The sequence below is a fragment of the Streptacidiphilus sp. PAMC 29251 genome (genome assembly GCF_054208735.2).
Map to the genome: position 1 here is coordinate 2319163 of NZ_CM135725.2, position 22017 is coordinate 2341179.

Below are 22017 nucleotides of genomic sequence, written 5' to 3' on the forward strand. Positions count from 1 at the left end.
TGTCGGCGCCCGTGCCGGGGGCGTCCGGGGGCCTGCTCAGCGCCGGTATCCGTTCTGGCGCGGGCACACATGGCCCTGGGGGTCCAGCGGGAGGCTGCAGAACGGGCACGGCGGCCGTCCCGCCGAGACGAGCTCCAGGGCCCGCTTGGCGAAGACCCGGGCCATCGCACCGCTGAGGCGGACCCGCAGCATCGGCGGACCGTTCTCGTCGTCCTCGAAGATGTTCTGGTCGTCGGGGTCGCCCTCCGGGTCGACCTCGATCAGCGCCTGGGCCTCCACGATCAGCCGGTCGATGGACTCGTCCCAGGCCAGGGCCATGGTGCCGACCCGGAACTCCTCCTGCACCGGCTGGTCCAGCGGGGCGCTGTCGATCAGTTCGGACGGGGCCACGGCCGGGACCGCGGTGCTGCCGCCGCTGCGCCGGACCACCTCGTCCAGCAGCTCCTCGACACGTTCGGCCAGCGCCGCCACCTGGGTTTTCTCCAGGAGCACGCTGGTCACCCGCCCTCGCGCGCTGGCCTGCAGGTAGAAGGCACGCGAACCGGGTTCGCCGACCGTACCGGCCACGAATCGCTCGGGCGGATCATAGAAGAACACCTGGCGGGGCACGGCTTGCTCCAGATCTGGACGTCGCTGTTCGAGCCAACCCTACCTACGCGTCAGCGGACTCCGGTGTCTCCCCCGATCACTGCGTCCCCCGAACCGTCCTCGGCGGCCCCGTCCGCGGTCTTCTCCGAGGTCGGGCGGGGGGCGAAGCCGCTGAGGTCACCGGTGTCGCCGAGGCGCAGCAGGAAGGGCCGCAGCGGGGTGTAGCGGATGACGGTGACCGAGCAGGGCTCGACCGAGATCCGCTGGAAGTTGTCCAGATGCAGGCCGAGCGCGTCGGCGACGATCGCCTTGATCACGTCGCCGTGGCTGCAGGCCAGCCAGACCGCGTCGGCCCCGTGCTCGCGCTCGATCTCGGCGTCCCACTCACGGACGCTCTCCACCGCGCGGTGGCTCAGCTCGCGCATGGACTCGCCCTCGGGCCCGGGGAAGACCACGGCGGACGGGTGCGCCTGCACGGTCTTCCACAGCGGCTCGGCCGCCAGCTCGGCCAGCGGACGGCCGGTCCAGTCGCCGTAGCGGCACTCGCCGAGCCGCTCGTCCAGCCGCTGGACCAGCTCGGGGCGGGCCTCCAGCAGCGGCGCCAGGGTCTGCCGACAGCGGTCCAGCGGACTGCTGACGACCCCCGCGAGCGGCACCCCGGCCAGGCGTTCGGCCAGGTCCTTGGCCTGCTGCTCGCCGTGCGGGTCGAGGTCCACGCCGGGGGTCCACCCGGCGAGGATCCCGGAGGAGTTGGCGGTGGAACGGCCGTGGCGGACGAGCAGCAGGGTCGGCATGGGATCAGCCTACGACGCGCCCCCGCCGACCGGCCGCCGGGCCGGTCCCGCCGCCGACCGTCAGCTCTCGATCACGGCCGTGCCCGTGTGCCGCCGCGGCAGCTTCCACCCCGGCCGGATGAAGTGGCAGGTGTAGCCGGCCGGGTAGCGCTCCAGGTAGTCCTGGTGCTCGGGCTCCGCCTCCCAGAACGGCCCTGCGGGTGCCACCTCGGTGACGACCTTCCCCGGCCACAGACCGGAGGCGTCGACGTCCGCGATGGTGTCCTCGGCGATCCGCTTCTGCTCGTCGTCCTGGTAGAAGATCGCCGAACGGTAGCTGGAACCGATGTCGTTGCCCTGGCGGTTCGTCGTGCTGGGGTCGTGGATCTGGAAGAAGAACTCCAGGATCGAGCGGAAGTCGGTGCCGTCGGGATCGTAAGTGATCTCGATCGACTCGGCATGCGTCCCGTGGTTGCGGTAGGTGGCGTTCGGGACGTCGCCCCCGGCGTAGCCGACGCGGGTGTCGACCACTCCGGGCTGTCGACGGATCAGCGCCTCCATCCCCCAGAAACACCCGCCTGCCAACACGGCCTTCTGCGTCTGCGTGCCCACCGGTTCCTCCTCAGGATCGTGTTCACTCCACGCAACGCACCGACACCACCCCGGAATTCCACGATCACGGTCCCGATCCCCGGGACGGGTGGAGAGACACGGTGCAACTCTGCGCTGCGGGCCTCGCCTGGCTGGCCAGAGGGGTGTTCGTCGACCTGCGCGACCGCTGGTCGGGTGGATTCGTCGAGCAGACGGACCAGGCGATCATTCGGTCGATTTCCCGCTTCGGAAAGAAATACCGGGATTCCATCCTGCCGAAAGTCCGGGGATTCGACGAGAAAGGGCAGGGAATTTTCGGGTGAGCCAGGTGAACCAGGTGAGCCAGGCCATGCTGGCCGACCTACCGGACGACGCCATCGGGCGCAAGGATCTCACTCTTGATGCCCTGCGCCGAGGCGCCTGAAAACCCCGACGAGGCTTCAGCCGCACCCGGCGCCGGGACCCGACCGGTGCTGAACGCCCGGAGAGAGTCCCCTCAGGCCAGGCCGGCCTGCTCCACCGCCGCCACGGCGGTGCGGAGGGCCTCGACGCGTTCGTCCAGGGTGAAGCCGCCCGGGGAGAGGTTCAGCGTGGTGACGCCGGCGGCGGCGAAGGCCTGCAGGCGGTCGGCGAGGCGGTCCTTGGTGCCGATCAGGGTGGTGGAGTCGATCAGTTGCTGCGGGACCGCGGCAGCGGCGCCGGCGTAGTCCTTGGCCAGGTACTTCTCCTGGATCTCGTCGGCGGCCTGGTCGTAGCCCATCCGCCGGGCGATCCGGTTGTAGAAGTTCTGGTCCTTGCTGCCCATGCCGCCGACGTAGAGCGCGGTGTACTGGCGGAACAGGTTGCCCGCCGCCGCCAGGTCCTCCGGCTTGTCGCTGGCGCTGACCGCGATCGGGACGTTGGGCGCGACGTCGAAGCCGTCCAGGGTCTTGCCGACCTTGGCGCGGCCCGCGGTGAGGTGCTCCAGCGACAGCTCGGCCTGCTCGGGGGCGAAGAAGATGCCCAGCCAGCCGTCCGCGATCTCGCCGGTCAGCTCGAGGTTCTTGGGGCCGATCGCGGCGATGTAGAGCGGGATGTGCTCGCGCACCGGGTGCACGGTCAGCTTCAGCGGCTTGCCGGGGCCGCCGGGCAGCGGCAGCGTCCAGTTGGCGCCGTCGTGGACCACCCGCTCGCGGGCCATCGCCATCCGGATGATCTCCACGTACTCGCGGGTCCGGGCCAGCGGCTTGTCGAACTTGACGCCATACCAGCCCTCGGAGACCTGCGGCCCGGAGACCCCGAGGCCGAGCCGGAACCGGCCGCCGGAGAGGGTGTCCAGGGTGGCCGCGGTCATCGCGGTCATGGTGGGGGTGCGGGCCGGGATCTGGAAGATCGCCGAGCCGACGTCGATCCGCTCGGTCTTGGCGGCGACGAAGGCGAGGACGGTCGCGGCGTCCGAACCGTACGCCTCGGCCGCCCAGCAGACCGCGAAGCCGAGCCGGTCCGCCTCCTGCGCGACGGCGATGTTGTCGGCGTCGTTGCCGAGGCCCCAGTAGCCGAGATTGATGCCGAGTCGCACGGTGCTGCCTCCGTTGGTATGGGCGTCACCGCGACTGTATCGGGGGCGGGGCCCGGAAGCTACCGACGAGTATCGAGCTGTGGCCTGCGTCGCACCCGGCCGTGCGACCACTACGCTCACCGGTCATGGAACTGCGACATCTGGGCCGGACCGGGCTGCGCGTCTCCCGGATCGGTCTCGGCACCATGACCTGGGGCCAGGGCATGGACGAACTCGACGCGGCGGAGCAGCTCAAGACCTTCGTCGAGGCCGGCGGCAACCTCGTCGACACCGCCGACGTGTACGCGGACGGGGGCGCGGAGTACCTGCTCTCGCGCCTGATCGAGGAGTTCGTGCCCCGTTCCGAACTGGTGATCGCCACCAAGGCCGGCAGCGTGCCGGACCCGGACCGGCGCTTCGACGGCTCGCGCGGACATCTGCTGTCCTCCCTGGACGCCTCGCTGCGCCGGCTCGGCACCGACTACGTCGACCTGTGGCAGGTCCATGCGTTCGACCCGGGCACCCCGACCGAGGAGACCCTGCACGCGCTGGACCTCGCCGTCTCCTCAGGCCGCGCCCGCTATGTGGGGGTGTCCAACTTCTGCGGCTGGCAGCTCGCCAAGGCCGCCACCTGGCAGCGCGCGGTGCCCGGCCGCACGCCCCTGGCGTGCACCCAGATGGAGTACTCGCTGCTCCAGCGCGGAATAGAGCGCGAGGTGCTGCCCGCGGCCGTCGACAGCGACATGGGCCTGCTCGCGGCCTCGCCGCTCGGGCGCGGCGTGCTCACCGGCAAGTACCGGCACGGGACTCCCGCCGACTCCCGTGGCGCCTCCCCCTACCTGGCCGCCTTCGTCCAGCCCTACCTGGACGAGCGGGGCCGGCGGATCGTCGACGCGGTCGCCACCGCGGCGGACGGCCTCGGCGCGACCCCGCTGCAGGTCGCCCTGGCCTGGGTGCGGGACCGCCCCGGCGTGGTCGCACCGATCGTGGGCGCACGGAACGCCGCGCAGCTCGCGGCGGCGTTGTCAGTGGAGTCCCTTACGCTCCCGGGAGAGATCTGCAGAGCACTGGACGAGATCTCGGCGCCGATCCACTTCTACCCCGACCACGACTGGAGCGCCCTGTGAGCGTGGAACCGACATCGACCACAGACCCCGCCGCCACGGCGGGGGACGCGGCAGAGCAGGCGGCTGCGCCGGAGGGGGGCGCGGGCGCTCCCGCGGGCTCGGCTGCGGAGCAGGTAGCTGCGTCGGGCGGGGCGGAAGGAGCGGCTGCGGAGCAGGTCGTAGGCTCAGCCTCGGGCGGGGCCACGGCCGCGATGTTGGCGCAGGCGATGCGGGCGATCGACGGCGGGACCGGCGTCATCGTGACCCGCCGGCCCCCGCCCCCGCGCGTGGACCCGGACGAGGACTCGGACGACGAGGGCGAGGGCGGCAGCGAGGGCCCGGAGGGCCGCCAGGCGGCGGCTGAGCAGGACGGGGGTCCGGCCGGCCGCGCCGAGAGCCACGCCCCTCCCTCGGAGGACGCAGCACGGCCCTCCACCGAGCAGCTCGCCGACGCCATCCGCGCCGTCGGCGGAGCCGACGTTCCCGCCGCCCGCACCGACTCACACCCCGACCCAGCCAACGACGACGACGCCGTCGGCGCAGGCGGCGCTCCCGCTGCCTCCCGCCCTGCACCGGCTACCGACGCCGACAGCTTCTCCCCCGCGACCGCGTCTGCGGCGCCGCCCGCCCAGCCCGCTGCACCCGCCGACCCGTCCCGTCGCTCCCCCTCAGGCCAGGCGGCCTCAGGTCAGGCCCGCTCGGCCCCCGCCGCCGCGTCCTCGCCCGCCCCGCGGGCGGACGCGCTGCGGGCCACCGCTGAGGTCCTCGCCGCCGGCGGCGCCCCCGCCGAACTGGTCACCGCGACCGTGGCCACCCTCGGCGAGGCCGCGCCCGTACTGCTACGGGAGAACCCCTGGGCCGTCCTGGGCGTCCCCGGGGTCCGTCCCGAGCACGCTGACGGCTTCGCCCGCGGGCTGCTCGGCGCCGCCTGCGGGCCGGACGACCCGCGCCGGGCCCAGGCCCTCGCGGTCTGGCTGCTGTCACGGGCCGCCCTGCGCGGACACACCGCCGTGGAGCTGACCGACGTCAGCGCCGGCCTGGAGAAGCAGGGCGTCACGGACGCGCCCGGCGCTCTGGTCCAGATGCTCGGCGAGGGCGGCGACGGCTCGGTGATGCACTTCCCCGAGGCCCTGCCGCAGGAACCCGGCTCACACCGCGCCGCCGGCCCCTCCGCCTCCTCCGCCGACGAGGAGGACGAGGAGGAGCCGCCGGTCCGCGTCCTGCTCGCCCTGGACCGGCTGGCGCTGGCCGAGGACAGCCTCGCGGACGGCCTGGTCCGGCTGATCTCCACCTTCGAGGGCGATCCCGTCCCCGCCACTGACGGCTCCGACACCGACGGCTCCGACGCTGACGGCTCCGACACCGAACCCGACGTGCCCGCCGAGCCCGCCGCACCCGCCCTGGACTGGGACGCGGCCGCCTCCGCCGCCCCCTCCCCCTCCGCCGCCGCGCTGATCCGCGCCGTCGCCGAGGCCGGCCTCGTGCTGCACACCGGCGGCGAAGCCGCCCGCGCCGAACCCGTCGCGCTGGTGCGCGCGGCCCGCGGCCTCGGACTGCGCGCCTGGGTCGCCGCCGCGACCGCCGACGGACGGCGGCGGCTGGCCGACGAGAACGCCGTGACGCTGGCCGGGCTGCTCGCAGGCGCCGAGGGCCCGGGCCGCTCCGCCGACGGGACGCTGGCCCTGGACCTGCTGGTGGTCTGCGACTCCCCCACCCTGGACGTCGAGTCGGCCGCCACCCTGGTCGAGTCGGTCGCCGACGGGGCCCGGCTGGTGCTCAGCGGCGACCCCGCCGAGCTGTGGTCGGCCGGTCCCGGACGGGTCTTCGCCGACATCCTGGCCGCCAAGGCCTGCCCGGCCGTCGCCTCCCGCACGCCCGACTTCGGGCCGATCGGCGAGCTGGCGTCCGGGGTCGGCGTGGGCGAGCTGCTGCCGGTCGAGGCGCCGGACAAGGAGGTCGTCATCGTCACCGCCAAGGACGGCGCCGAGGCCGTGCACCGGGCGCTGCAGCTGGTCGGCGACTCGATCCCGCGTGCCCTGGGCATCCCGGCCGAGCAGGTCCGGGTGCTGACCGCCGGCCACGGCGGCCCGGCCGGGACCAGGGCCCTCAACGCGGCGCTCAAGCAGCGCTTCAACCCGGGCCCCGGCACCTTCGGCGGCTTCGACGCGGGCGACGCCGTGGTGCACTCCCCCGTGCCCGGCACGGCCCGTCCCGGCACGGTCCGGGCGGGCGGGCCGCAGGGTCTGCTGCTGGACTGCGAGGGCGAGGAGGTACGGGTGCCCCGCGAGCAGGTCGGCACGGTCCGGCACGGCTGGGCGCTGACCGGCCATCAGGCGGTGGGACGGCGCTGGCCCGGCGTGGTGGTGCTGCTCGCGCCGGACGCGGCGAGCGAGCTGACCCGGCAGTGGGTCTACACCGCGTTCAGCCGGGCCGAACGGCACCTCTCCGTGGTCCACGCGGTGGGCCCGGCCCTGGTCCAGGCGGTGGCGGCGGTCCCGGCCCAGGGCAGGACCACCCGCCTGCGCGGCGTCCTGGCCGAGCAGACGGCCGACCTGCAGGGCTGAGGCCCGGAGCCCTCAGGGCTCCGGGCCTCAGGCCGCCGTCCGCCCAAGGGCGGCTGCTGCTCAGTGCTCCTCGGGGTCCAACGACTCCAACTCGTCGTCGTAGACCTCGCTGACGTCGAAACGGCAGATCAGCAGGTCGGGGTCGGCGTCGTCGAAGGGCTCGGCCAGCCAGTCCCCCGGCTCGGCCGGGTCCGCGGCGGTGACCCAGAGCGTGGAGTCGCCCTCCTCAAGACCGAACTCCTCGGAGCGGGAGGCGATCTCGTCCGGCTCGTACTCGCCGAAGATCGCACCGAGGGCGCTGGAGACGCTGGCCGAGACCGGGCCGGGGTCGGCGACCGTGGTGCCGTCGATCCGGAGCGCGGCCGCCCGGAGCCGCAGCGGATCGGTGATCAGGTAGTCCCGGCGGATCAGCACGCTGATCGCCTCCGGGTCGTCCGGGTCGGCGAACTGGGAGAGATCGCTGTCGTGCGGCACCTCGAACGGGGTGACCTCGTCGTAGGCGTCGTAGAGGGCCTCGTCATAGGCGTCGGCGGCCTCCGCCAGCGCCGCGTAGGCGGTGGCGACCCCCGGGTCGTTCTCCCCGGTGCGGGCCTCGACAGCGGCCAGATGGCGGTCAATGGCGGCCTTGACCGCCTCGGCGGCGCTACGTACCTCGGCGATGGTGGGCTGCGCGACATCAGGCATGGTGCTGACGCTATCCGCTGTTGGGCCCGTAGTGCACAGAAGTTATCCGCTCGCGCCCGATTCGAGTGGAACTGCACACCTTGCGGATCCGGCAGATCACGGAATCGAGAGCGTTTCGTGCCATGAACGTGGCCCAGAATGGGCATCACCCGTCCGTGCGACCCGACGTAGGCTGGCACCGTTGCGTTCTGCAGGAGGAAGAGACTTGGCCGCACCAAAGTTCGTCCAACAGCCCGAATACGAGTTCCGCTCACTCCTGCTGGCCAGGGACGTCTCGCGCAACGAGGCGAGGCGGCTGCTGACCGAGGAGGCGGAGTACGGCCACTGGGAGCTCGACCGGCTGAGACTGTTCCCGGACGGGCGACGCAAGGTGGTCCTGCGACGGAAGATCATCCGTCAGGTCCGCACCTGGTCCTACCTGGCAGAGTGACGGCGCTGCGCGCTGACGGCGCCCCAGCCCGACGGCGAGGGATGACGACGAGGGGTGGTGCCACCCGGAAGCCCCGGGAAAGCACCACCCCTCGTCGCCCCTCGTTACCAAACGGCGCTCAGCGCTGGGCGACCCGGGAGCGGCGGTAGAGCAGCAGCCCGCCGAGCGCCATCGCGGCGCCGGCCGGGGCGAGCAGCAACGTGCCCGCGTCCGCGCCGGTGGAGGCCAGGACGGCCTGCGTCGGCGGCGTCGCACGGGCCGGGGCGGGCGGCGGGGGCGGCGGGTTGTGGTGGACGGCCGGCGGGGTCACCGGCGGCTTGCTGTGCTTCGGCGGCGGGGGCTGCGGGTGGCCGTGGTTCGGCGGCGGGGTGCAGGAGCAGTGCTCCGGCGGGGCGGGGGTGCCCCCTCCACCGCCGTGCGTGGCGCACTGGTTGCCGAAGGCCGGGTTGGCCAGGCCGATGACGCTCGCCGAGTCACCGCAGAGGTTGACCGGGGCGCCGATCGGCGCCTGGACGGTGTTCCCGGCGCCCACGCCGGGAGAGTGGCTCGCGCCGCCCTGGCTCCCCGCGGCGGGCGCGCCGCCGTGCCAGGGAGTCCCGTGCTGGGAGCCTCCGGACTGCGAATCACCGGACTGCGAACCACCGGACTGGGAGCCTCCGGACTGGGGGCCTCCGTGCTTAGAGCCCCCGTGCTGGGAGCCGTTGGCGCAGTTGTTGCCCATGGCCGGGTTGAGCAGCCCGACCACGTTGATCGTGTTCCCGCAGACGTTCACCGGGACATCGATGGGGACCTGCACGTTGTTGCCGGATCCGACGCCCGGCGACTCGGCGGCCGTCCCCACGGCACCGGCGTCCGCGTAGGCGTAACCCGCGGTGGACGCGAGAACGCTCCCGGTCGCCATGACCGTGAGAAGTCCGCGTCTGGCAGCTTGTCGCATGGATTGCCCTGCCCTCATTTTGTCTTTTAATTCTGTACGGGACCTATGACCTGCACTCTCGCTGTCAATTCACGTAACGAGAGCGCGGGGTCGCGGTACATGGCGCGCCTCGCCTTTCATTCGTCCGAGTGAGCCCATCCGATGGGGTGACGCCCGACGAACGACGACATGGCCCCGGGAGGCATGGCTCGCCTCCCGGGACCACATGACTAAGAGCCCGCGCAGATAGGCGTGTGCTCATGGGCGGTGGTTCGGGCGATCGTCCCAGCGGTGGGTGGTCCATGCCTGTCGGATCAGGCTACGGACGGTTATGACGGTGTCGGCGAGGTCGAAGAAGGCGTTGATGACGTGGGTGCGGCGTTCGTAGCAGCGGGCGAGTCGGTGGAAGGCGTTCTGCCAGGCGTGTGTGCGTTCGACCTGCCAGCGCTGGCTGGCCTGGATCGGTGCTTTCTCGCCCTTGTGCGCGATGCGGCCGTGCAGCTTGCGCGCGCTCAGTTCGCTCCGGGTCTTGTCCGAGTCGTAGCCGGCGTCCAGGTGCACGGTGATGTCGTCGGGTAGCGGGCCGAGGTCGTCCAGCAGGTCCAGGGTCGGGGCGAGCAGTGGGGAGTCGTGGCGGTTCGCGCCGGCGAGGATCCGGCCGAGCGGGATTCCGTAGCCATCGGTCATTCCCGAGCGTTTCAGGCCCTGTTTGCCGCGATCGACCGGTGATCGTCCGGCGGCCTCGCCGCCACCGGGGGCCTTGGTGATGGAGCCGTCGATGGCGATCTGGTCGAGCACGAGCCCGACCATCCGGTCGTAGGACTCGAGCGCGATCTGCTTGAACCGGGCGAAGACGCCGAGCCGGATCCACTCGTCGCGGCGGTTGCGGATAGTGGTCGCCGAACAGGTCGAGTCGGCGATGGCTTCGTAGGAGCAGCCGAACCGCAGCAGTTGCAGCAGCTTGTCGAACACGATCCGGTCGCTGATGCGGGGGCGGTGGCACCCCAGCGGATGGGTCGGATCGACTGTCGGCCGCTCGGGCAGCAGGGCTGCGAATTGGTCCCAGAGCGGGTCGGTCAGCCATGATGGCAGGACGGGCACAGGTCTCCCCGGTGATCACAGAGCGTCGTAACTCCATGATCGCCGGGACCTGTGCCCGCCTTGCTGCCGGGGCTCCCCACACCGCCTATCTGCACGGGCTCTAAAGGTCCGGATTCATCCGGAAGACGCTCAGAAGTTCTGGCAGTTGTTGCCGAAGGCCGGGTTGAGCAGCCCGATCACGCTGATGGTGTTGCCGCAGAGGTTCACCGGAATGTGGATCGGCACCTGGATGGTGTTGCCCGAGAGGACGCCCGGGGAGCCCCAGGTAGCGCCCTCGGCGGTGGCGCCGCCATGGGCGGACGCGGCACCGGCGCCGGCGAGAACCAGACCACCCGTAGCGGCAGCAATCGCAACGATCTTCTTGACCTGCATAATGTCCTCCTAGTTCCGTCGCAGCCCGTTCGGCGGGCTGCATATGAGTGAACGAGGCTCCGGCAAACGGGGTACTAGTACGCACGGGCATTCACCCGCAACGGTGATCAATACGCACGGCTGAGCGAAAATAATCGAAGCATTTATCTGCTGCGCGGCCGTCCTCGCCCGCACATGCGAAAGACCCGCCGCTCCCACCCCTCGGAGGGGGGAGCGGCGGGCCTCGGCAGTTCCAGGGCAGGGCCCTCAGCGGCCGTCAGCAGGCGTCGATGAAACGGTCCAGCACCCGGACCCCGAACTTCAGGCCGTCCACCGGCACCCGCTCGTCCACGCCGTGGAACATCCCGGCGAAGTCGAGGTCCGGCGGCAGCTGCAGCGGGGCGAAGCCGAAGCAGCGGATGCCCAGCTCGGAGAACGACTTGGCGTCCGTGCCGCCGGAGAGGCAGTAGGGGACGGCGCGGGCGATCGGGTCCTCCGCCTTCAGCGCGGTCTGCATGGCGGCGACCAGCGCGCCGTCGAAGTCCGTCTCCACCGCCTTGTCCGCGTGCACGGTCTCGCGGCGGATCCGCGGGCCGAGGACCCGGTCGAGCTCGGCGTGGAACTCGTCCTCCAAGCCGGGCAGATAGCGGCCGTCGACGTGCGCGGTGGCCTGCCCCGGGATCACGTTCACCTTGTAGCCGGCGCCGAGCATGGTCGGCTGCGCGGTGTTGCGCAGCGTCGCGCCGATCAGCTTGGCGATGCCGCCGAGGCGCTCCAGCACCGAGTCCATGTCCTCGGGGTCCAGCTCCATCCCGAGCGCGTCGGACAGCTCGTCCAGGAAGTGCCGGACGCTCTTGGTGACCCGCACCGGGAACTGGTGCCGGCCGAGCCGGGCCACGGCCTCGCACAGCTCGGTGATGGCGTTGTCCTTGTTGGTCATCGAGCCGTGCCCGGCGGTGCCGTCCACGGTGAGACGCATCCAGTGCATCCCCTTCTCCGCGGTCTCCACCAGGTAGAGGCGGAGGTTCTCGTTCACGGTGAAGGAGAAGCCGCCGACCTCGCCGATGGCCTCACTGACGCCCTCGAACAGCCCGGGGTGCTTGTCGACCAGGTGGTGCGCGCCGAAGACGCCGCCGGCCTCCTCGTCCGCGAGGAAGGCGAGCACGATGTCGCGCGGGGGCTTGCGACCGGTGCGCAGCCGGTCGCGGACGACCGCGAGGGTCATCGCGTCCATGTCCTTCATGTCGACCGCGCCGCGCCCCCAGACGCAGCCGTCGGCGATCTCCCCGGCGAAGGGGTGGTGGGTCCAGTCGTCCGCGTTGGCCGGGACCACGTCGGTGTGCCCGTGGATCAGCAGCGCGGGACGGGACGGGTCCTCGCCGGCGATCCGGGCCACCGTGCTGGCCCGGCCCTTGGCCGACTCGAAGATCTGCGGCTCGAGACCGAACTCGGCCAGCTTCTCGGCCACGTACTCGGCGGCGGCACGCTCACCGGGGCCCGATCCGTCGCCGTAGTTGCTGGTGTCGATCCGGATCAGCTCCCGACAGAGGTCGGCGACCTCGTCCTCGCCGGTGACCTGACCGCCCTTGCTCTGTCCCTGGGTCTGCCCCTGGCTGCGGCTCTGGTTCGGATTGGTCCCGCTCACGCTGCACCACCTCTCTCGTGGTAGCCGGCCCCCTCCGCCCGACCTCCGGGGGACGCACCGGCATGATCCCTGCCATCCTCTCTCCTGCCCACCCGGAACCCCAACCCCCACCCCGGCCGCCACCTCTTCCGCCCTTCATCCGCCCGTCATCCGCTCCTCTTCCGCTCCTCTTCCGCTCCCCCGCCCACCGCCCGCATCACCGCAGGTCCAGCCGCCAGCAATGCGTTCGGAACCACAGCTGATCTTTGCTATGGTTATCCACGTCAGCCCGGCGGAGACGCCGCGTTGATCACCCGGTCCGGGTGGCGGAATGGCAGACGCGCTAGCTTGAGGTGCTAGTGCCCTTCGGGGCGTGGGGGTTCAAGTCCCCCCTCGGACACAGACCATTTCCCCACGGGGAAGTGAAGGTGCAGCAACCAGGTGCGGTTCGAGGTTCGCCTTGATCCGCACCTGCTGCTTTCCGGGGTGGTACGTCCCCCGGTGCCGAGGGCGCGGTAGACCGGGACTCACCTCGCGGGACGCCGGGCAGAAGTGCAGGCTCGGTGTCGGGTCATCAGGCGCTCGAGTCACTGCGCGCCCCATCTTCCGCTTCCACGAGCACCGGCCAGCGGAGCACCACAGTCTGGTCAACGCCTTGGTCCCGCATCGCCTGAGTCCGGTGCTGCCCGTTCGTCAGGTGCGTCGACCTGCGCCCGAACATGATGGCCTCGCTGGGAACGAAGAGGAACCTCACCTCTCTGCGGTCCCTCTTGCCGGGGGGCACCGTGTCGAGTCCGGCCTGTACGTAGTCGTAGACCTCGCGCGCGTAGACAAGGCCGTCGCGTCGGGCACCATCGAGCAGCACCATGGCCGCTTCGGAGATCGCGCACTGTCGACCTAAGAGTGACCAGCAAATGGTGGCCGTCGTCCCTTCCTGGCCGCGGCTGTCCGGGCGAGCGCAGGAGTTCTCCGACCCCCGGCCGGGACCCGGGGGTCAGTGGCGGGCGCGTAGCCTGTGCGGATCAACATGGGGATCTTGGGTCTTGGGGGCAAAGGCATGCGAGCGTGGGTTGTACGAGCCGGAGAGGAGGCCGCGCAGGCGCAGGAGGCCCTCGATCAAGAGGTGGTGGTCGTCGGCTGGGACGAAGTCGGTGATCTCAGCGGCCTGCGCACCCGCGAGGACGTCCGGACAGCCGTGGCCGAGACGTACCCGGACCAGGGCAGTCGCACGGTCGGCAACTGGACCGGCCAGCTCTTCCGCTTGCGGGAGGAAATTGAGGTCGGCGACCTGGTCATGCTGCCGCTCAGGTTGCGTCGTGTGGCCATCGGCCGCGTGGTCGGGCCCTACCGGTACCGGCCGGACGCCGGTGATGGCCTGCGTAATACCCGCCCGGTCCAATGGCTCGTCCGCGACCTGGAGCGATCAGCCATCCAGCAGGACCTGCTGAACAGCATCGGCTCGGTGCTCACCGTGTTCGAGCTGGTCCGCAACAACGCGGCCGTGCGGATCGCCGCCCTCGCCGAGACCGGGGTCGACCCCGGACCGCAGTCGACGCCAGGCGCTGTTGCCATTCTCCCGAATACGCCGTCCCTCCTTCGTGAAGCCGTCGAGCAACGGCGAGCTGCCGACCCGCTGCGCATGACCGTTGAGGATTTCCTCGCCATTTGGAATGCTCCGGGCCGGTTGTCCAGTGCCGTCGATCACATACGCGTCGATCTCGACCGGATGGGACTCACCACCCGCCCGTCGTTCACTGAGGGCTCATTGAAAAGCGAGATCACGGTGATGGCGATCGGCGAGGCGCTGAGCGCCCGCCGAACCAGCTCGACGGCACAGCTGGCGGATACAAACACGGACACGGACACGGTCACGGACGCTGTCGCGGGGCGAGCGGAAGCGGACAGGAGCCCCATTGCCTATCTGGTCAGCAACATCCCCTCGGCCATTCTCACGCCCAGGTCCTCCCTGACAGCGGTGCGCCTCACCGACTCCCTGACGGTGGCTGTCACCAAGATGATCAGCAGCCGCTGCAGTCAACTGCCCGTGCTCGACGAAGCCGATCATCTGCGTGGGGCGGTCAGTTGGGAGTCCGTCGGCCGGGCGCGGATGTCGACGGCCACGCCCAGTCTGGAGGACGCGACGGACAGTCAAGCCCGCGTTGCCCGGCACGACGACGACCTCCTGCGGTGGATTTCGGAGATTCACGAGCACGGTTACGTCTTCGTTCAGGACCACGACCTCAAGGTCTGTGGCATCGTCACCACCGCTGATCTCACTCTCCAGTTCGACATCCGGGTACGACCGATGGTGCTGCTCGAAGAGGTCGAACAGCGCCTGCGTCGCACCGTCGACGAGCGGTTCACCCTTGACGAGATACGCCGGGCTGCCCGGGGGCGTCGACCCGAGGAGGTTCTCTCCGCCTCGGCTCTCAATTTCGGCAACTACCAGCACCTCCTGGGCCCGGAGGAGCACTGGAACCGTCTGGGCTGGGGCGCGGACCACCAGCTCTTTCTCGCTCAACTCGATCTTGCCCGACAGGTCCGGAACAACCTCATGCACTTCAGCCCCGACCCGGTCTCTGTGAACCAACTCGGGCCCGTCCAAGGACTTCTGGACCTGCTGCGTTCGCTCGACCCGCGCTCGTGAGATGCCGGTCGGCCAACGACTCCGCGCCCGAATGACGCGCACGTTTTCGAGATCACAGTGCTGTGCTGCCGGGTAGGACGTAGAGCGGTGCGCGGGATATTTCTTGCTGCCGAGGGGGCTAGGGGGAGCGATGGGTTGGCGCGAAGAGATCGCCACGGCGTTGGATGCCTGGATCGCCGACGAGGGTGGTTCCGGCAGAGCTCACTGGCAGCGCGTCGGCGCGGCGGTACGGGGTGCGGAGCCGGGTGAGTTCAGCGTGGACACGCGTGGCGCGGAGATCAGCGCCGACCTGCTCGACAAGTTGAGGCTCGACGGTCCCGGCGAACCCGACGACGAGTCCGGGTTCCCCGTGATGGAGGCGACCAGCGAGGGCGCGGTGCTACGGGTGAAAGTGGCGGAGTTCGCCGAACTTCCCGAGCCGTACCTGTGGCTCTACCGGGAGGTACCCACGTTCCTGATCACGGCGTTGAAGGACGGCCTGGCTGCGCTGACGGACGCCGGTCTCGCCGATCGACTGGCGCGCGGTGAACTGGGTGGCTCGCCGGGGCCGCTGCTGGTGCCCACCGGACTGCTCGCCGCTCAGGAGGAGGCGTATCGCGCCTGCCTGGGCACGGGGGTGTGGCTGGTCTGGGGGCCGCCCGGCACAGGCAAGACCCGACTGCTGCGCCGGGCGATCGGCGACCTGATCGGGGCCGGCAAGCGGGTCCTTCTGGTCTCCGGAACGAATATCGCTGTGGACAACGCCCTGCTCGGCGTAGTGCGGGAGAAGTCCCACGGCCCCGGGCAGATCGTCCGGGTGGGACCACCGCAGCTGCGGGAGATCGCCGACGACCCGGGCGTGTGCCTGCCGTTGATGGTGCGCAGCCGACTCAGCGAGGTGGAGGAGCAGCGCCTGGCACTCTCCGCGAACCTGCTCCGAGCTCGTCGACGTGCCGAGGAACTGCAGAAGTTGGAAGCATGCCTGGTGGGATTCGACGTGGCGTCCCATCGTGCGGCCCTGGCTTTTACGGATCGCCCGGAGCACGATGAGTCGGCTCTGTCGGCTTCCCTGGCCAGGGCCCGTGCTCGGGTGGCTGCGGTGTCGGAGGAGATCGGTACAGCGGAGTGGTCTCTGGTCGCTGCCCGCGCAGCAGCGGAGGAAGCCGAGCTGTCGCGGGACCTGTGGCAGTCGGCGGACGTGAAAGGGAAGGAGTGTCAGGAGGTCGAGCAGGCAGCGGTTCAGGCGGAGGGAGACGCGCTGGTGGACCGCGCCGAGGTTCGACGTCTGGAAGTCGGAATCGAGGCACTCCGGAACGACTCCGGCAAGATCCGCCGACGTGATCGCGCCTCGGTCCGGGACCTGCAGGACCGACTCGCCACCGCGGATCAAAGGATGCGCGAGAGCAGCCGGACCGCTGGTACAGCCCGTGCCACAGCGGATCGGTTCACCGCGCAGATGCGGGAGCACCTACGGGTCTTCGAGGCTGCCATCCCCCACTCTCGGATGGAGATCCAACGGCGGCAGGAGACCGCCCAACTGGCGCAGCTCCATGTGACGGAACTTCGCCGACAGGAACGCATCTGCACCGAAGAGCTCGCCACGGCACGTCAACTCAGCGATCTGGCCGTCGACTTCCGTGCCTTGATCGAACAATCTCGACTCCGGGACTGGCCGGCGCTCCATGTTCGGGCCGAAGAGGTACGCCCCCGGGTAGCCATGGACCGTGCACAGCAGGTTTCCCTGGAGAAGCAGTACGCCGAACTGCAGGGCGTATACGACAAACTGGCGCGCGATGCTCAGGGAGAGATCATTCGCTCGGCCCGACTGGTGGCCACTACGCTTGCCCGGCTGCGCACCACCAAGGCTGTCCTGGAGGGCCCCTACGACGTTGTCCTCGTGGACGAGGCGGGGGCCGCCACCTTGCCCGAGGTGCTCCTCGCCGCTGCCAAGGCCAAGGACGCCGTGGTGTTGTTGGGCGACTTCATGCAGCTCGGCGCGGTACTGCCCAAGGCACTGAAGGAGAAGAGGCGCCCCGATATCCAGCGCTGGATTCTCCCCGACGTCTTTGCTCACTGCGGGATCGTTTCCCCCGAGGCCGCCGACCGACGCGCCGGCTGCATCGTACTGGACACCCAACACCGTTTCGGCCCGGTCGTCATGGACCTGGCCAATGCCATCGCCTACGACGGGACCCTCAAAGCCGGACCGAATGTCCGAGCACACAGCCCGGACGATCCGGAGATCGTGCTGGTCGACACCGATGACATGAACGAACTGACCGAGGTTCGGCTGATCAGTGCCGCCAGCGGGTGGTGGCCTGCGGGTGTGCTACTCGCCCGTGTCCTGGCCGATTACCACAACGAGGTTGATGCCACCGAGGCCGTGGGGGTGGTCACTCCCTACCGCACGCAGGCCCGGGCCACATTGGAAGCCCTGCGGGATGTGGAGGGCACTGGACGCGCCCTGGCCGAGGTGGGCACCGCGCACCGCTTCCAGGGCCGTGAGTTTCCCGTTGTCATCTTCGACACGGTCGAGAGTCTGCACGGGACAGCCATGTGGATGGCCAAGGCCTCACGGCTGCCGGACGCCGGCGACTGGGCCCGTGACGGTGCCCGGCTGTTCAACGTGGCTGTCACCCGCACCCAGGCCCGGCTGTACGTCATTGCGAGCAAGGAGCGGATCGGTCACGCCAGACCCGGAACCGCACTGGCGCACCTCGCCCAGCTGATGAGAGAGGGAGGTGTGCGCACCGTTCCCGGCCGGAGCCTGGTGACTCCCAACGACCCGGGGGTGCCACCTCTCGGGGAAATCGGCAAACAGCTCGCCGACGTACTCGCCCGCCATGTGGAAGTCTCCGCGATCGACGACGAACGCTCGTTCTACGACACCTTCGCGGATCATCTGGACACGGCCCGGGAGTCGGTCTGGCTCTGGGCCCCCTGGGTCGCCAGTCGGGTGCACTCTCTGCTTCCCGTCCTGAAGCGCGCCGTTGACCGAGGCGTGCGCGTCACCGTCTTCGTTCGGGATCCCACCGACAATCTGCAGCGAAAGAATCCGCAGTACGTCACTCAGTTGCGCGAAATAGTGCCCACCGTTGTCCCCGTCAACGTGATGCACCAGAAGATCGTCGTCATCGATGAACGGATCACCCTGATCGGCAGCCTCAACCCGCTGTCCCAGAAGTGGACCCGGGAGACCATGGTCACCCTCCGCGGCCGCCATTTCGCCCGCTGGCTCCTCAGCGAACAACACGCCGAGGACTTCGCCCAACCACCCACGTGCGACCGCTGCGGCCTCGATCAGGTCGACCTGCGTCGTGGGAAGGGCGACAACTGGTGGTGGCACTGCTACAACACCGAGTGCCCGGCCCGCAACGGCACCCGCGCCTGGAAGAAGGACATCCGGCTGACCCGAGCCCGTCACTGACGACCGTTGGAGCAGCCATCACCCCGATCGGCAGGAACCATAGGCGCCGCGAACAGGGCCGCCGGGACGGCAACGGGTGAAATGGGGAGGCGTGGCGGTCGGGTGGGCTGGTACGTTCCGGTCTGCGGGACGGCTCTCGGGTGTGCTTCCTTCTCCATACCTCTCTGATACGAGTGCGCCCACTCTCCGTCCCGCCTCTCGACTTTTGTGTCGCGCCGGCCTCCTTCGGGGTCGGCGCGACACTGTTCACCCCCCCAGTGGGGCGCGCGGAGGAGACGGCGACGATGACCGCAGCAGGGACCCGTCCGAAGAACAACACCGGCAACGGCACCGGCAACACCGCCGGCAGCGCGACCTCGTTGCGGAGCCCGGCTGCCGTGATGCTGGCTCGGCGCGGAAGCGTCTACCTGCCGGCATCCGTGACGGAGCCCGCCGCCGGGCAACTGGCCGGCACCGCCCTGCTGGAGGCGGATCTGCTGGAACGCGGCTACCTGCTCTCGGCGCCGCTGCGCTCGGCGCTGGCGTCGCGATCCTCTGCGGCGCTCACCGCCGCCGGTCGGGAGCTGCTGGCCGGCATCGACCACGAGTTGGGCGCGGACCGGCCGCACCTTCCGCTGTTCCGGGACTTCCCGCACAGCATTCCCACGGACACCGTCGCCTTCTACGTCGACCGGGTGCTGACCGTGCTGTTCCAGCACCCGGAGCAGCCCTGTGTCCTGTGCGGGACGCACGGCACCGTGCACGCGGTGTCACCCTGTGCGCACCTGGTGTGCCGCGCCTGTTTCGACGGCTCGGACTTCAGCGCCTGCCCGATCTGCCACCGTCGCATCGACGTCGACGACCCGTTCCTGCTGCCCCGCGCTCCCCGCCGGAGGAAGTCGGGCGCGAGCGGTGGCCCGGTGCGGCTGCGGCTCCTGGCCCATGGCGGAACCGGCACGGACCTCATCGCCGACGCGGCCGAAGAACTGCGGACCCTGTTGGCCCGACCCGGCGCGCTCAGCCCCTCGGACGCCGACGACCTCATCGTCCTGTTGGACTGTCACAGCCGCAGCGACCTCGCCTGGCTTCCAGCGAACATCCCCGGCCGCGAGACCAAGGCCCGCACCCTGACCTGGCTCCTGGCCGCCATCGACCCGGGCAGCCTGGCCGCGGCGGCGGAGCAGTTGGACACCGCCACCGACGTCCTGCGCCTGCTCGCCGTACGCTCCGGCGGTGACCCGGGCCTGTTCGACGTACCGAGGTTCACCAAGGTCCCACGCCCGCTGCGACGCACCCTGCTCGCATGCCTGGACCGGTTGGACCCGGCGACCGCCGTCGAGGAGATGCGCCGCCGCCGACGTCTGTGGCTCCACGCCGCTGAACGGCTGCACCCCTTCGAACACGCCTCCCGCCACCCGCGTGCGGCCCTGGCCTTCGCCGCTCTCCGCGGCACCCCGCTGACCGGCGACGCGCCGGACGGCCGCGCAGCGCGCCAGGAGCCGGGGCCCGCGCCAGTACCGGCGCCGGCACAGGCACATGCATCGGCGCCGACACAGGCACAGGCGCGGAAGGCTCGGCTTTCGGCGCTTCTACGGACCGCGGCCGCCGAGGCCCCCGGCGTCGACGTGTCCGGTGACACGGTCCTCGCGCGGGGCTGGGGCGCCCGGGTCGAGGTGGCGTTCGCCGCATGCGACACGGTGACCGCGACCACGCTGCTGGCCCAGCGCCCCGGAGAACTCCTCCGTCGGCTGGACCACCTGTTGCGAACCTCGCAAGCGGACGACTCCCTGGACGGTTCCGGGGCCGACTCCGTCGTGGCCGCCCTCGCACGGGTGGTCGGGCGGGTGTCGCCCGCCGTGCTGCTGTCCGCGCTCGGCGAGATCCGGGGCCGGACCCGTCCCGCGGGCCGGGACCGGGTGTTCTTCCCCAAGGGCGGTTCCGCGCGAATTCACCTGATCGAGGACGAACGCCCGCCCCTGCCAAGTGCGTTGGTGGAGGACGTGGTCACCGTCCTGATCGACGAGGTACTTCGTCGGGCGGCTCGCGGTGCGCGCGTGCCGGTCGCGGTGATCGACGCCGACCTGGACGCGATGATCGCCCCGTTCACGCAGCGGACCGCGTCGCGGTCGCTGGTCGCGGTGCCGCGCGGCAGCGCGCTGCGACTGCCGCAGGGCCGGACGCTGCGACTGTTTCTGCATTGGATGGAGAGTGAGACCTCGGGGCGGGTGGACCTGGACCTGTCGATCGCGATGTTCGACGCCGACTGGAACCACATCGGCACCTGCGACTTCGGCAACCTGCGGTGCCACGACGCGGCCGTCCACTCGGGCGACCTCACGAGCGCGCCGCCGCCCCTGGGCGCGGCCGAGTTCGTCGACCTCGACCTCGACCGGCTCCACGCGGCGGGAGTCCGCTACGCGGTGCCGGTCGCGTTCTCCTACAACAACGTCGCCTTCGAGGACCTCGCCGAGGCCTTCGCCGGGATCATGGTCCGCGACCAGCCCGGCGACACGGGCGAGGTGTTCGACGCGCGTGCCGTGGAACAGCGGTTCGACCTCACCGGCCGTTCCCGCGCGAGCGTGCCGCTGATCGTGGACACCGCGGAGCGGACCATGCGTTGGCTGGACGTGGTCAAGGGAGTCACCGGCACCGATCATTCCATCGGCCGCCACGCGGACGACCTTGCGCTCCTGGGCCGGGCCCTGACCGAGCAATTCGCCTCCGGCAACCGGATCAGCCTGGGCGAACTCGCCCGCTGGCAGGCCGCCGCCCGCACCGACACCGTCCTGCTCCGCCGCGCCGACCACACCGCCGGCAGCTACCGGCGTCGCGCCGGCGAGGTCGACCGGGCCTTCGCCACCCGCATCGGCTCACCCGACACCGACACCGACAGCGACACCAAGTCCGACACCGCGCCCGCGTCCGCGACGGCAGGAGGGGCCGGGCTCGCCTACCTTCTGCGCGGTGATCTTCTCCTGCCCAAGGGCTGCGAGGTCTTCGCCCTCTACCCGGCGGACCTGGACGCCGGCGCGGTCAAGCTGCTGACCGCCGACGACATAGTCACCGCACTCGCCGCGGACTGAGGACCACCGGTATTAAGACCGCACTGATGACGGTCAGGATTGATTTCGCTCAGCCTCAACATATTTCTGCGGCGAGGACGGTCAACGGAAATCGGACTCAAGGCCGGCCGAAAGCTTGTCGAGAAGAGTCCGCAACTCCTCTGCGCCGGACCGGCCGAGAATCGCGACGATCGACTTCTCCAGATCCTCCACTTCGGCCTCGGCCAGCGCGAGCAGCCGGCTCCCCTCCGGGGTCAGCCAGGTCTCCAGGACCTGTCGGTGCCGCTCGTGCGGGTGGCGTTCGATCAGCCCACTGCCGACCAGACGGGCGGCGAGTCCGGCGATGTTCTGCGGCGAGACACCCAGTTCGCGGGCCAGCTCGGCACCGGTGATGCCGGGGTTGGCTTCGACCGCGGCGAGCAGCGAGTAGTGCGCTGTCACCAGGCCGAGCGGACGCAGCCGCAGTTCCTTCGCCGACTGGAGCGCCACCCCGGCCCGCCGTGCGGACCAGATCACCCTGGTCAGAGCCTGATTATGCATTGTCACATGGTATCTGACGAGACAACAGAGCGCTCCGGCCTCAGCAGCAGCGGATAGCCGCCGGGGGCGGGGGCGGGGCTGGAGCGGGGCCGGGGTGGGGCCGGGGCGGCCCGCCTAC

The 22017-nt window shown here is 70.6% G+C and carries 18 protein-coding genes and 1 tRNA gene; 8 read left to right on the forward strand and 11 right to left on the reverse strand.

Annotated elements, in window-relative coordinates:
* Positions 1-36: 36 nt before the first annotated feature.
* Genes ACXKR8_RS10845 through msrA form a run of 3 tightly spaced genes read right to left on the reverse strand, consistent with a single transcriptional unit; the run spans position 37 to position 1973 of the window.
* Positions 37-609: a DUF3090 domain-containing protein gene (locus ACXKR8_RS10845; protein ID WP_458272692.1), complete on the reverse strand. Its 573-nt coding sequence runs from the start codon at positions 607-609 to the stop codon at positions 37-39.
* Positions 610-659: 50 nt separating this feature from the next.
* The gene (locus ACXKR8_RS10850) at positions 660-1382 is read right to left on the reverse strand and encodes a histidine phosphatase family protein (protein ID WP_458272693.1); all 723 of its coding nucleotides are present in this window, start codon (positions 1380-1382) and stop codon (positions 660-662) included.
* A gap of 60 nt (positions 1383-1442) precedes the next feature.
* Positions 1443-1973, reverse strand: coding sequence for a peptide-methionine (S)-S-oxide reductase MsrA (gene msrA / locus ACXKR8_RS10855; protein ID WP_458272694.1), 531 nt, complete (start codon positions 1971-1973; stop codon positions 1443-1445).
* A 101-nt stretch (positions 1974-2074) separates the two neighbouring features.
* On the opposite strand from msrA, the gene ACXKR8_RS10860 reads away from it, so the two are divergent.
* Positions 2075-2275 carry a hypothetical protein gene (locus ACXKR8_RS10860; protein ID WP_458272695.1) on the forward strand — a complete coding sequence of 67 codons (201 nt, stop codon included), beginning with the start codon at positions 2075-2077 and terminating at the stop codon, positions 2273-2275.
* Between the two features lie 173 nt (positions 2276-2448).
* On the opposite strand, the gene ACXKR8_RS10865 is transcribed toward ACXKR8_RS10860, so the two are convergent.
* Positions 2449-3510 (reverse strand): LLM class F420-dependent oxidoreductase, encoded by a 1062-nt coding sequence (locus ACXKR8_RS10865; protein WP_458272696.1) that lies wholly within the window; start codon positions 3508-3510, stop codon positions 2449-2451.
* A 125-nt stretch (positions 3511-3635) separates the two neighbouring features.
* Between ACXKR8_RS10865 and ACXKR8_RS10870 the strand changes: the two genes are divergently transcribed.
* Positions 3636-4616, forward strand: a complete 981-nt coding sequence (locus ACXKR8_RS10870; RefSeq protein ID WP_458272697.1) for an aldo/keto reductase — start codon at positions 3636-3638, stop codon at positions 4614-4616.
* Between the two features lie 206 nt (positions 4617-4822).
* A complete protein-coding gene (locus ACXKR8_RS10875) occupies positions 4823-7159 on the forward strand; it encodes an ATP-binding domain-containing protein (RefSeq protein WP_458272698.1) in 2337 nt (778 codons plus the stop codon).
* A 60-nt stretch (positions 7160-7219) separates the two neighbouring features.
* Here the strand turns inward: ACXKR8_RS10875 and ACXKR8_RS10880 are convergent, their stop codons facing one another.
* Positions 7220-7843, reverse strand: coding sequence for a hypothetical protein (locus ACXKR8_RS10880; protein ID WP_458272699.1), 624 nt, complete (start codon positions 7841-7843; stop codon positions 7220-7222).
* Positions 7844-8048: 205 nt separating this feature from the next.
* Here ACXKR8_RS10880 and ACXKR8_RS10885 point away from each other — a divergent pair, with 205 nt between their 5' ends.
* Positions 8049-8273 (forward strand): DUF5703 family protein, encoded by a 225-nt coding sequence (locus tag ACXKR8_RS10885; RefSeq protein ID WP_458272700.1) that lies wholly within the window; start codon positions 8049-8051, stop codon positions 8271-8273.
* A gap of 118 nt (positions 8274-8391) precedes the next feature.
* On the opposite strand, the gene ACXKR8_RS10890 is transcribed toward ACXKR8_RS10885, so the two are convergent.
* The 4 genes from ACXKR8_RS10890 to ACXKR8_RS10905 all read right to left on the reverse strand — a co-directional run bounded on the left by ACXKR8_RS10890 (position 8392) and on the right by ACXKR8_RS10905 (position 12286).
* Positions 8392-9174, reverse strand: coding sequence for a chaplin (locus ACXKR8_RS10890; protein WP_462100449.1), 783 nt, complete (start codon positions 9172-9174; stop codon positions 8392-8394).
* Between the two features lie 273 nt (positions 9175-9447).
* Positions 9448-10290 carry an IS5 family transposase gene (locus ACXKR8_RS10895; RefSeq protein ID WP_458266681.1) on the reverse strand — a complete coding sequence of 281 codons (843 nt, stop codon included), beginning with the start codon at positions 10288-10290 and terminating at the stop codon, positions 9448-9450.
* A 129-nt stretch (positions 10291-10419) separates the two neighbouring features.
* Entirely contained in the window at positions 10420-10662 is a 243-nt protein-coding gene (locus ACXKR8_RS10900) for a chaplin (RefSeq protein WP_458272702.1), read from the reverse strand.
* A 256-nt stretch (positions 10663-10918) separates the two neighbouring features.
* A complete protein-coding gene (locus tag ACXKR8_RS10905) occupies positions 10919-12286 on the reverse strand; it encodes a M20/M25/M40 family metallo-hydrolase (RefSeq protein ID WP_458272703.1) in 1368 nt (455 codons plus the stop codon).
* A 296-nt stretch (positions 12287-12582) separates the two neighbouring features.
* On the opposite strand from ACXKR8_RS10905, the gene ACXKR8_RS10910 reads away from it, so the two are divergent.
* Positions 12583-12665, forward strand: a tRNA-Leu gene (locus tag ACXKR8_RS10910).
* Between the two features lie 174 nt (positions 12666-12839).
* Here the strand turns inward: ACXKR8_RS10910 and ACXKR8_RS10915 are convergent.
* Complete coding sequence (locus tag ACXKR8_RS10915) at positions 12840-13133, reverse strand: hypothetical protein (protein WP_458272704.1); 294 nt, start codon at positions 13131-13133, stop codon at positions 12840-12842.
* A 147-nt stretch (positions 13134-13280) separates the two neighbouring features.
* On the opposite strand from ACXKR8_RS10915, the gene ACXKR8_RS10920 reads away from it, so the two are divergent.
* The 3 genes from ACXKR8_RS10920 (at position 13281) to ACXKR8_RS10930 (ending at position 21380) form a co-directional block, all read left to right on the forward strand.
* Positions 13281-14912, forward strand: a complete 1632-nt coding sequence (locus ACXKR8_RS10920; RefSeq protein ID WP_458272705.1) for a CBS domain-containing protein — start codon at positions 13281-13283, stop codon at positions 14910-14912.
* A gap of 130 nt (positions 14913-15042) precedes the next feature.
* On the forward strand, positions 15043-18318 hold the full coding sequence (locus ACXKR8_RS10925) for an AAA domain-containing protein (protein WP_458272706.1): 3276 nt from the start codon (positions 15043-15045) through the stop codon (positions 18316-18318).
* Between the two features lie 284 nt (positions 18319-18602).
* Positions 18603-21380, forward strand: coding sequence for an MXAN_6230/SCO0854 family RING domain-containing protein (locus ACXKR8_RS10930; protein ID WP_458272707.1), 2778 nt, complete (start codon positions 18603-18605; stop codon positions 21378-21380).
* A gap of 81 nt (positions 21381-21461) precedes the next feature.
* On the opposite strand, the gene ACXKR8_RS10935 is transcribed toward ACXKR8_RS10930, so the two are convergent.
* Positions 21462-21899: a MarR family winged helix-turn-helix transcriptional regulator gene (locus tag ACXKR8_RS10935; protein ID WP_458272708.1), complete on the reverse strand. Its 438-nt coding sequence runs from the start codon at positions 21897-21899 to the stop codon at positions 21462-21464.
* Positions 21900-22017: the final 118 nt, after the last annotated feature.

What these genes read in the sequence shown, in the direction of transcription:
- ACXKR8_RS10850 (WP_458272693.1), bottom strand. Translation starts at nt 1,382, where the DNA reads ATGCCGACCCTGCTGCTCGTCCGCCACGGCCGTTCCACCGCCAACTCC.
- ACXKR8_RS10870 (WP_458272697.1), top strand. Translation starts at nt 3,636, where the DNA reads ATGGAACTGCGACATCTGGGCCGGACCGGGCTGCGCGTCTCCCGGATC.
- ACXKR8_RS10875 (WP_458272698.1), top strand. Translation starts at nt 4,823, where the DNA reads ATGCGGGCGATCGACGGCGGGACCGGCGTCATCGTGACCCGCCGGCCC.
- ACXKR8_RS10880 (WP_458272699.1), bottom strand. Translation starts at nt 7,843, where the DNA reads ATGCCTGATGTCGCGCAGCCCACCATCGCCGAGGTACGTAGCGCCGCC.
- ACXKR8_RS10890 (WP_462100449.1), bottom strand. Translation starts at nt 9,174, where the DNA reads ATGGCGACCGGGAGCGTTCTCGCGTCCACCGCGGGTTACGCCTACGCG.
- ACXKR8_RS10900 (WP_458272702.1), bottom strand. Translation starts at nt 10,662, where the DNA reads ATGCAGGTCAAGAAGATCGTTGCGATTGCTGCCGCTACGGGTGGTCTG.
- ACXKR8_RS10915 (WP_458272704.1), bottom strand. Translation starts at nt 13,133, where the DNA reads ATGGTGCTGCTCGATGGTGCCCGACGCGACGGCCTTGTCTACGCGCGC.
- ACXKR8_RS10925 (WP_458272706.1), top strand. Translation starts at nt 15,043, where the DNA reads ATGGGTTGGCGCGAAGAGATCGCCACGGCGTTGGATGCCTGGATCGCC.
- ACXKR8_RS10930 (WP_458272707.1), top strand. Translation starts at nt 18,603, where the DNA reads ATGACCGCAGCAGGGACCCGTCCGAAGAACAACACCGGCAACGGCACC.
- ACXKR8_RS10935 (WP_458272708.1), bottom strand. Translation starts at nt 21,899, where the DNA reads ATGCATAATCAGGCTCTGACCAGGGTGATCTGGTCCGCACGGCGGGCC.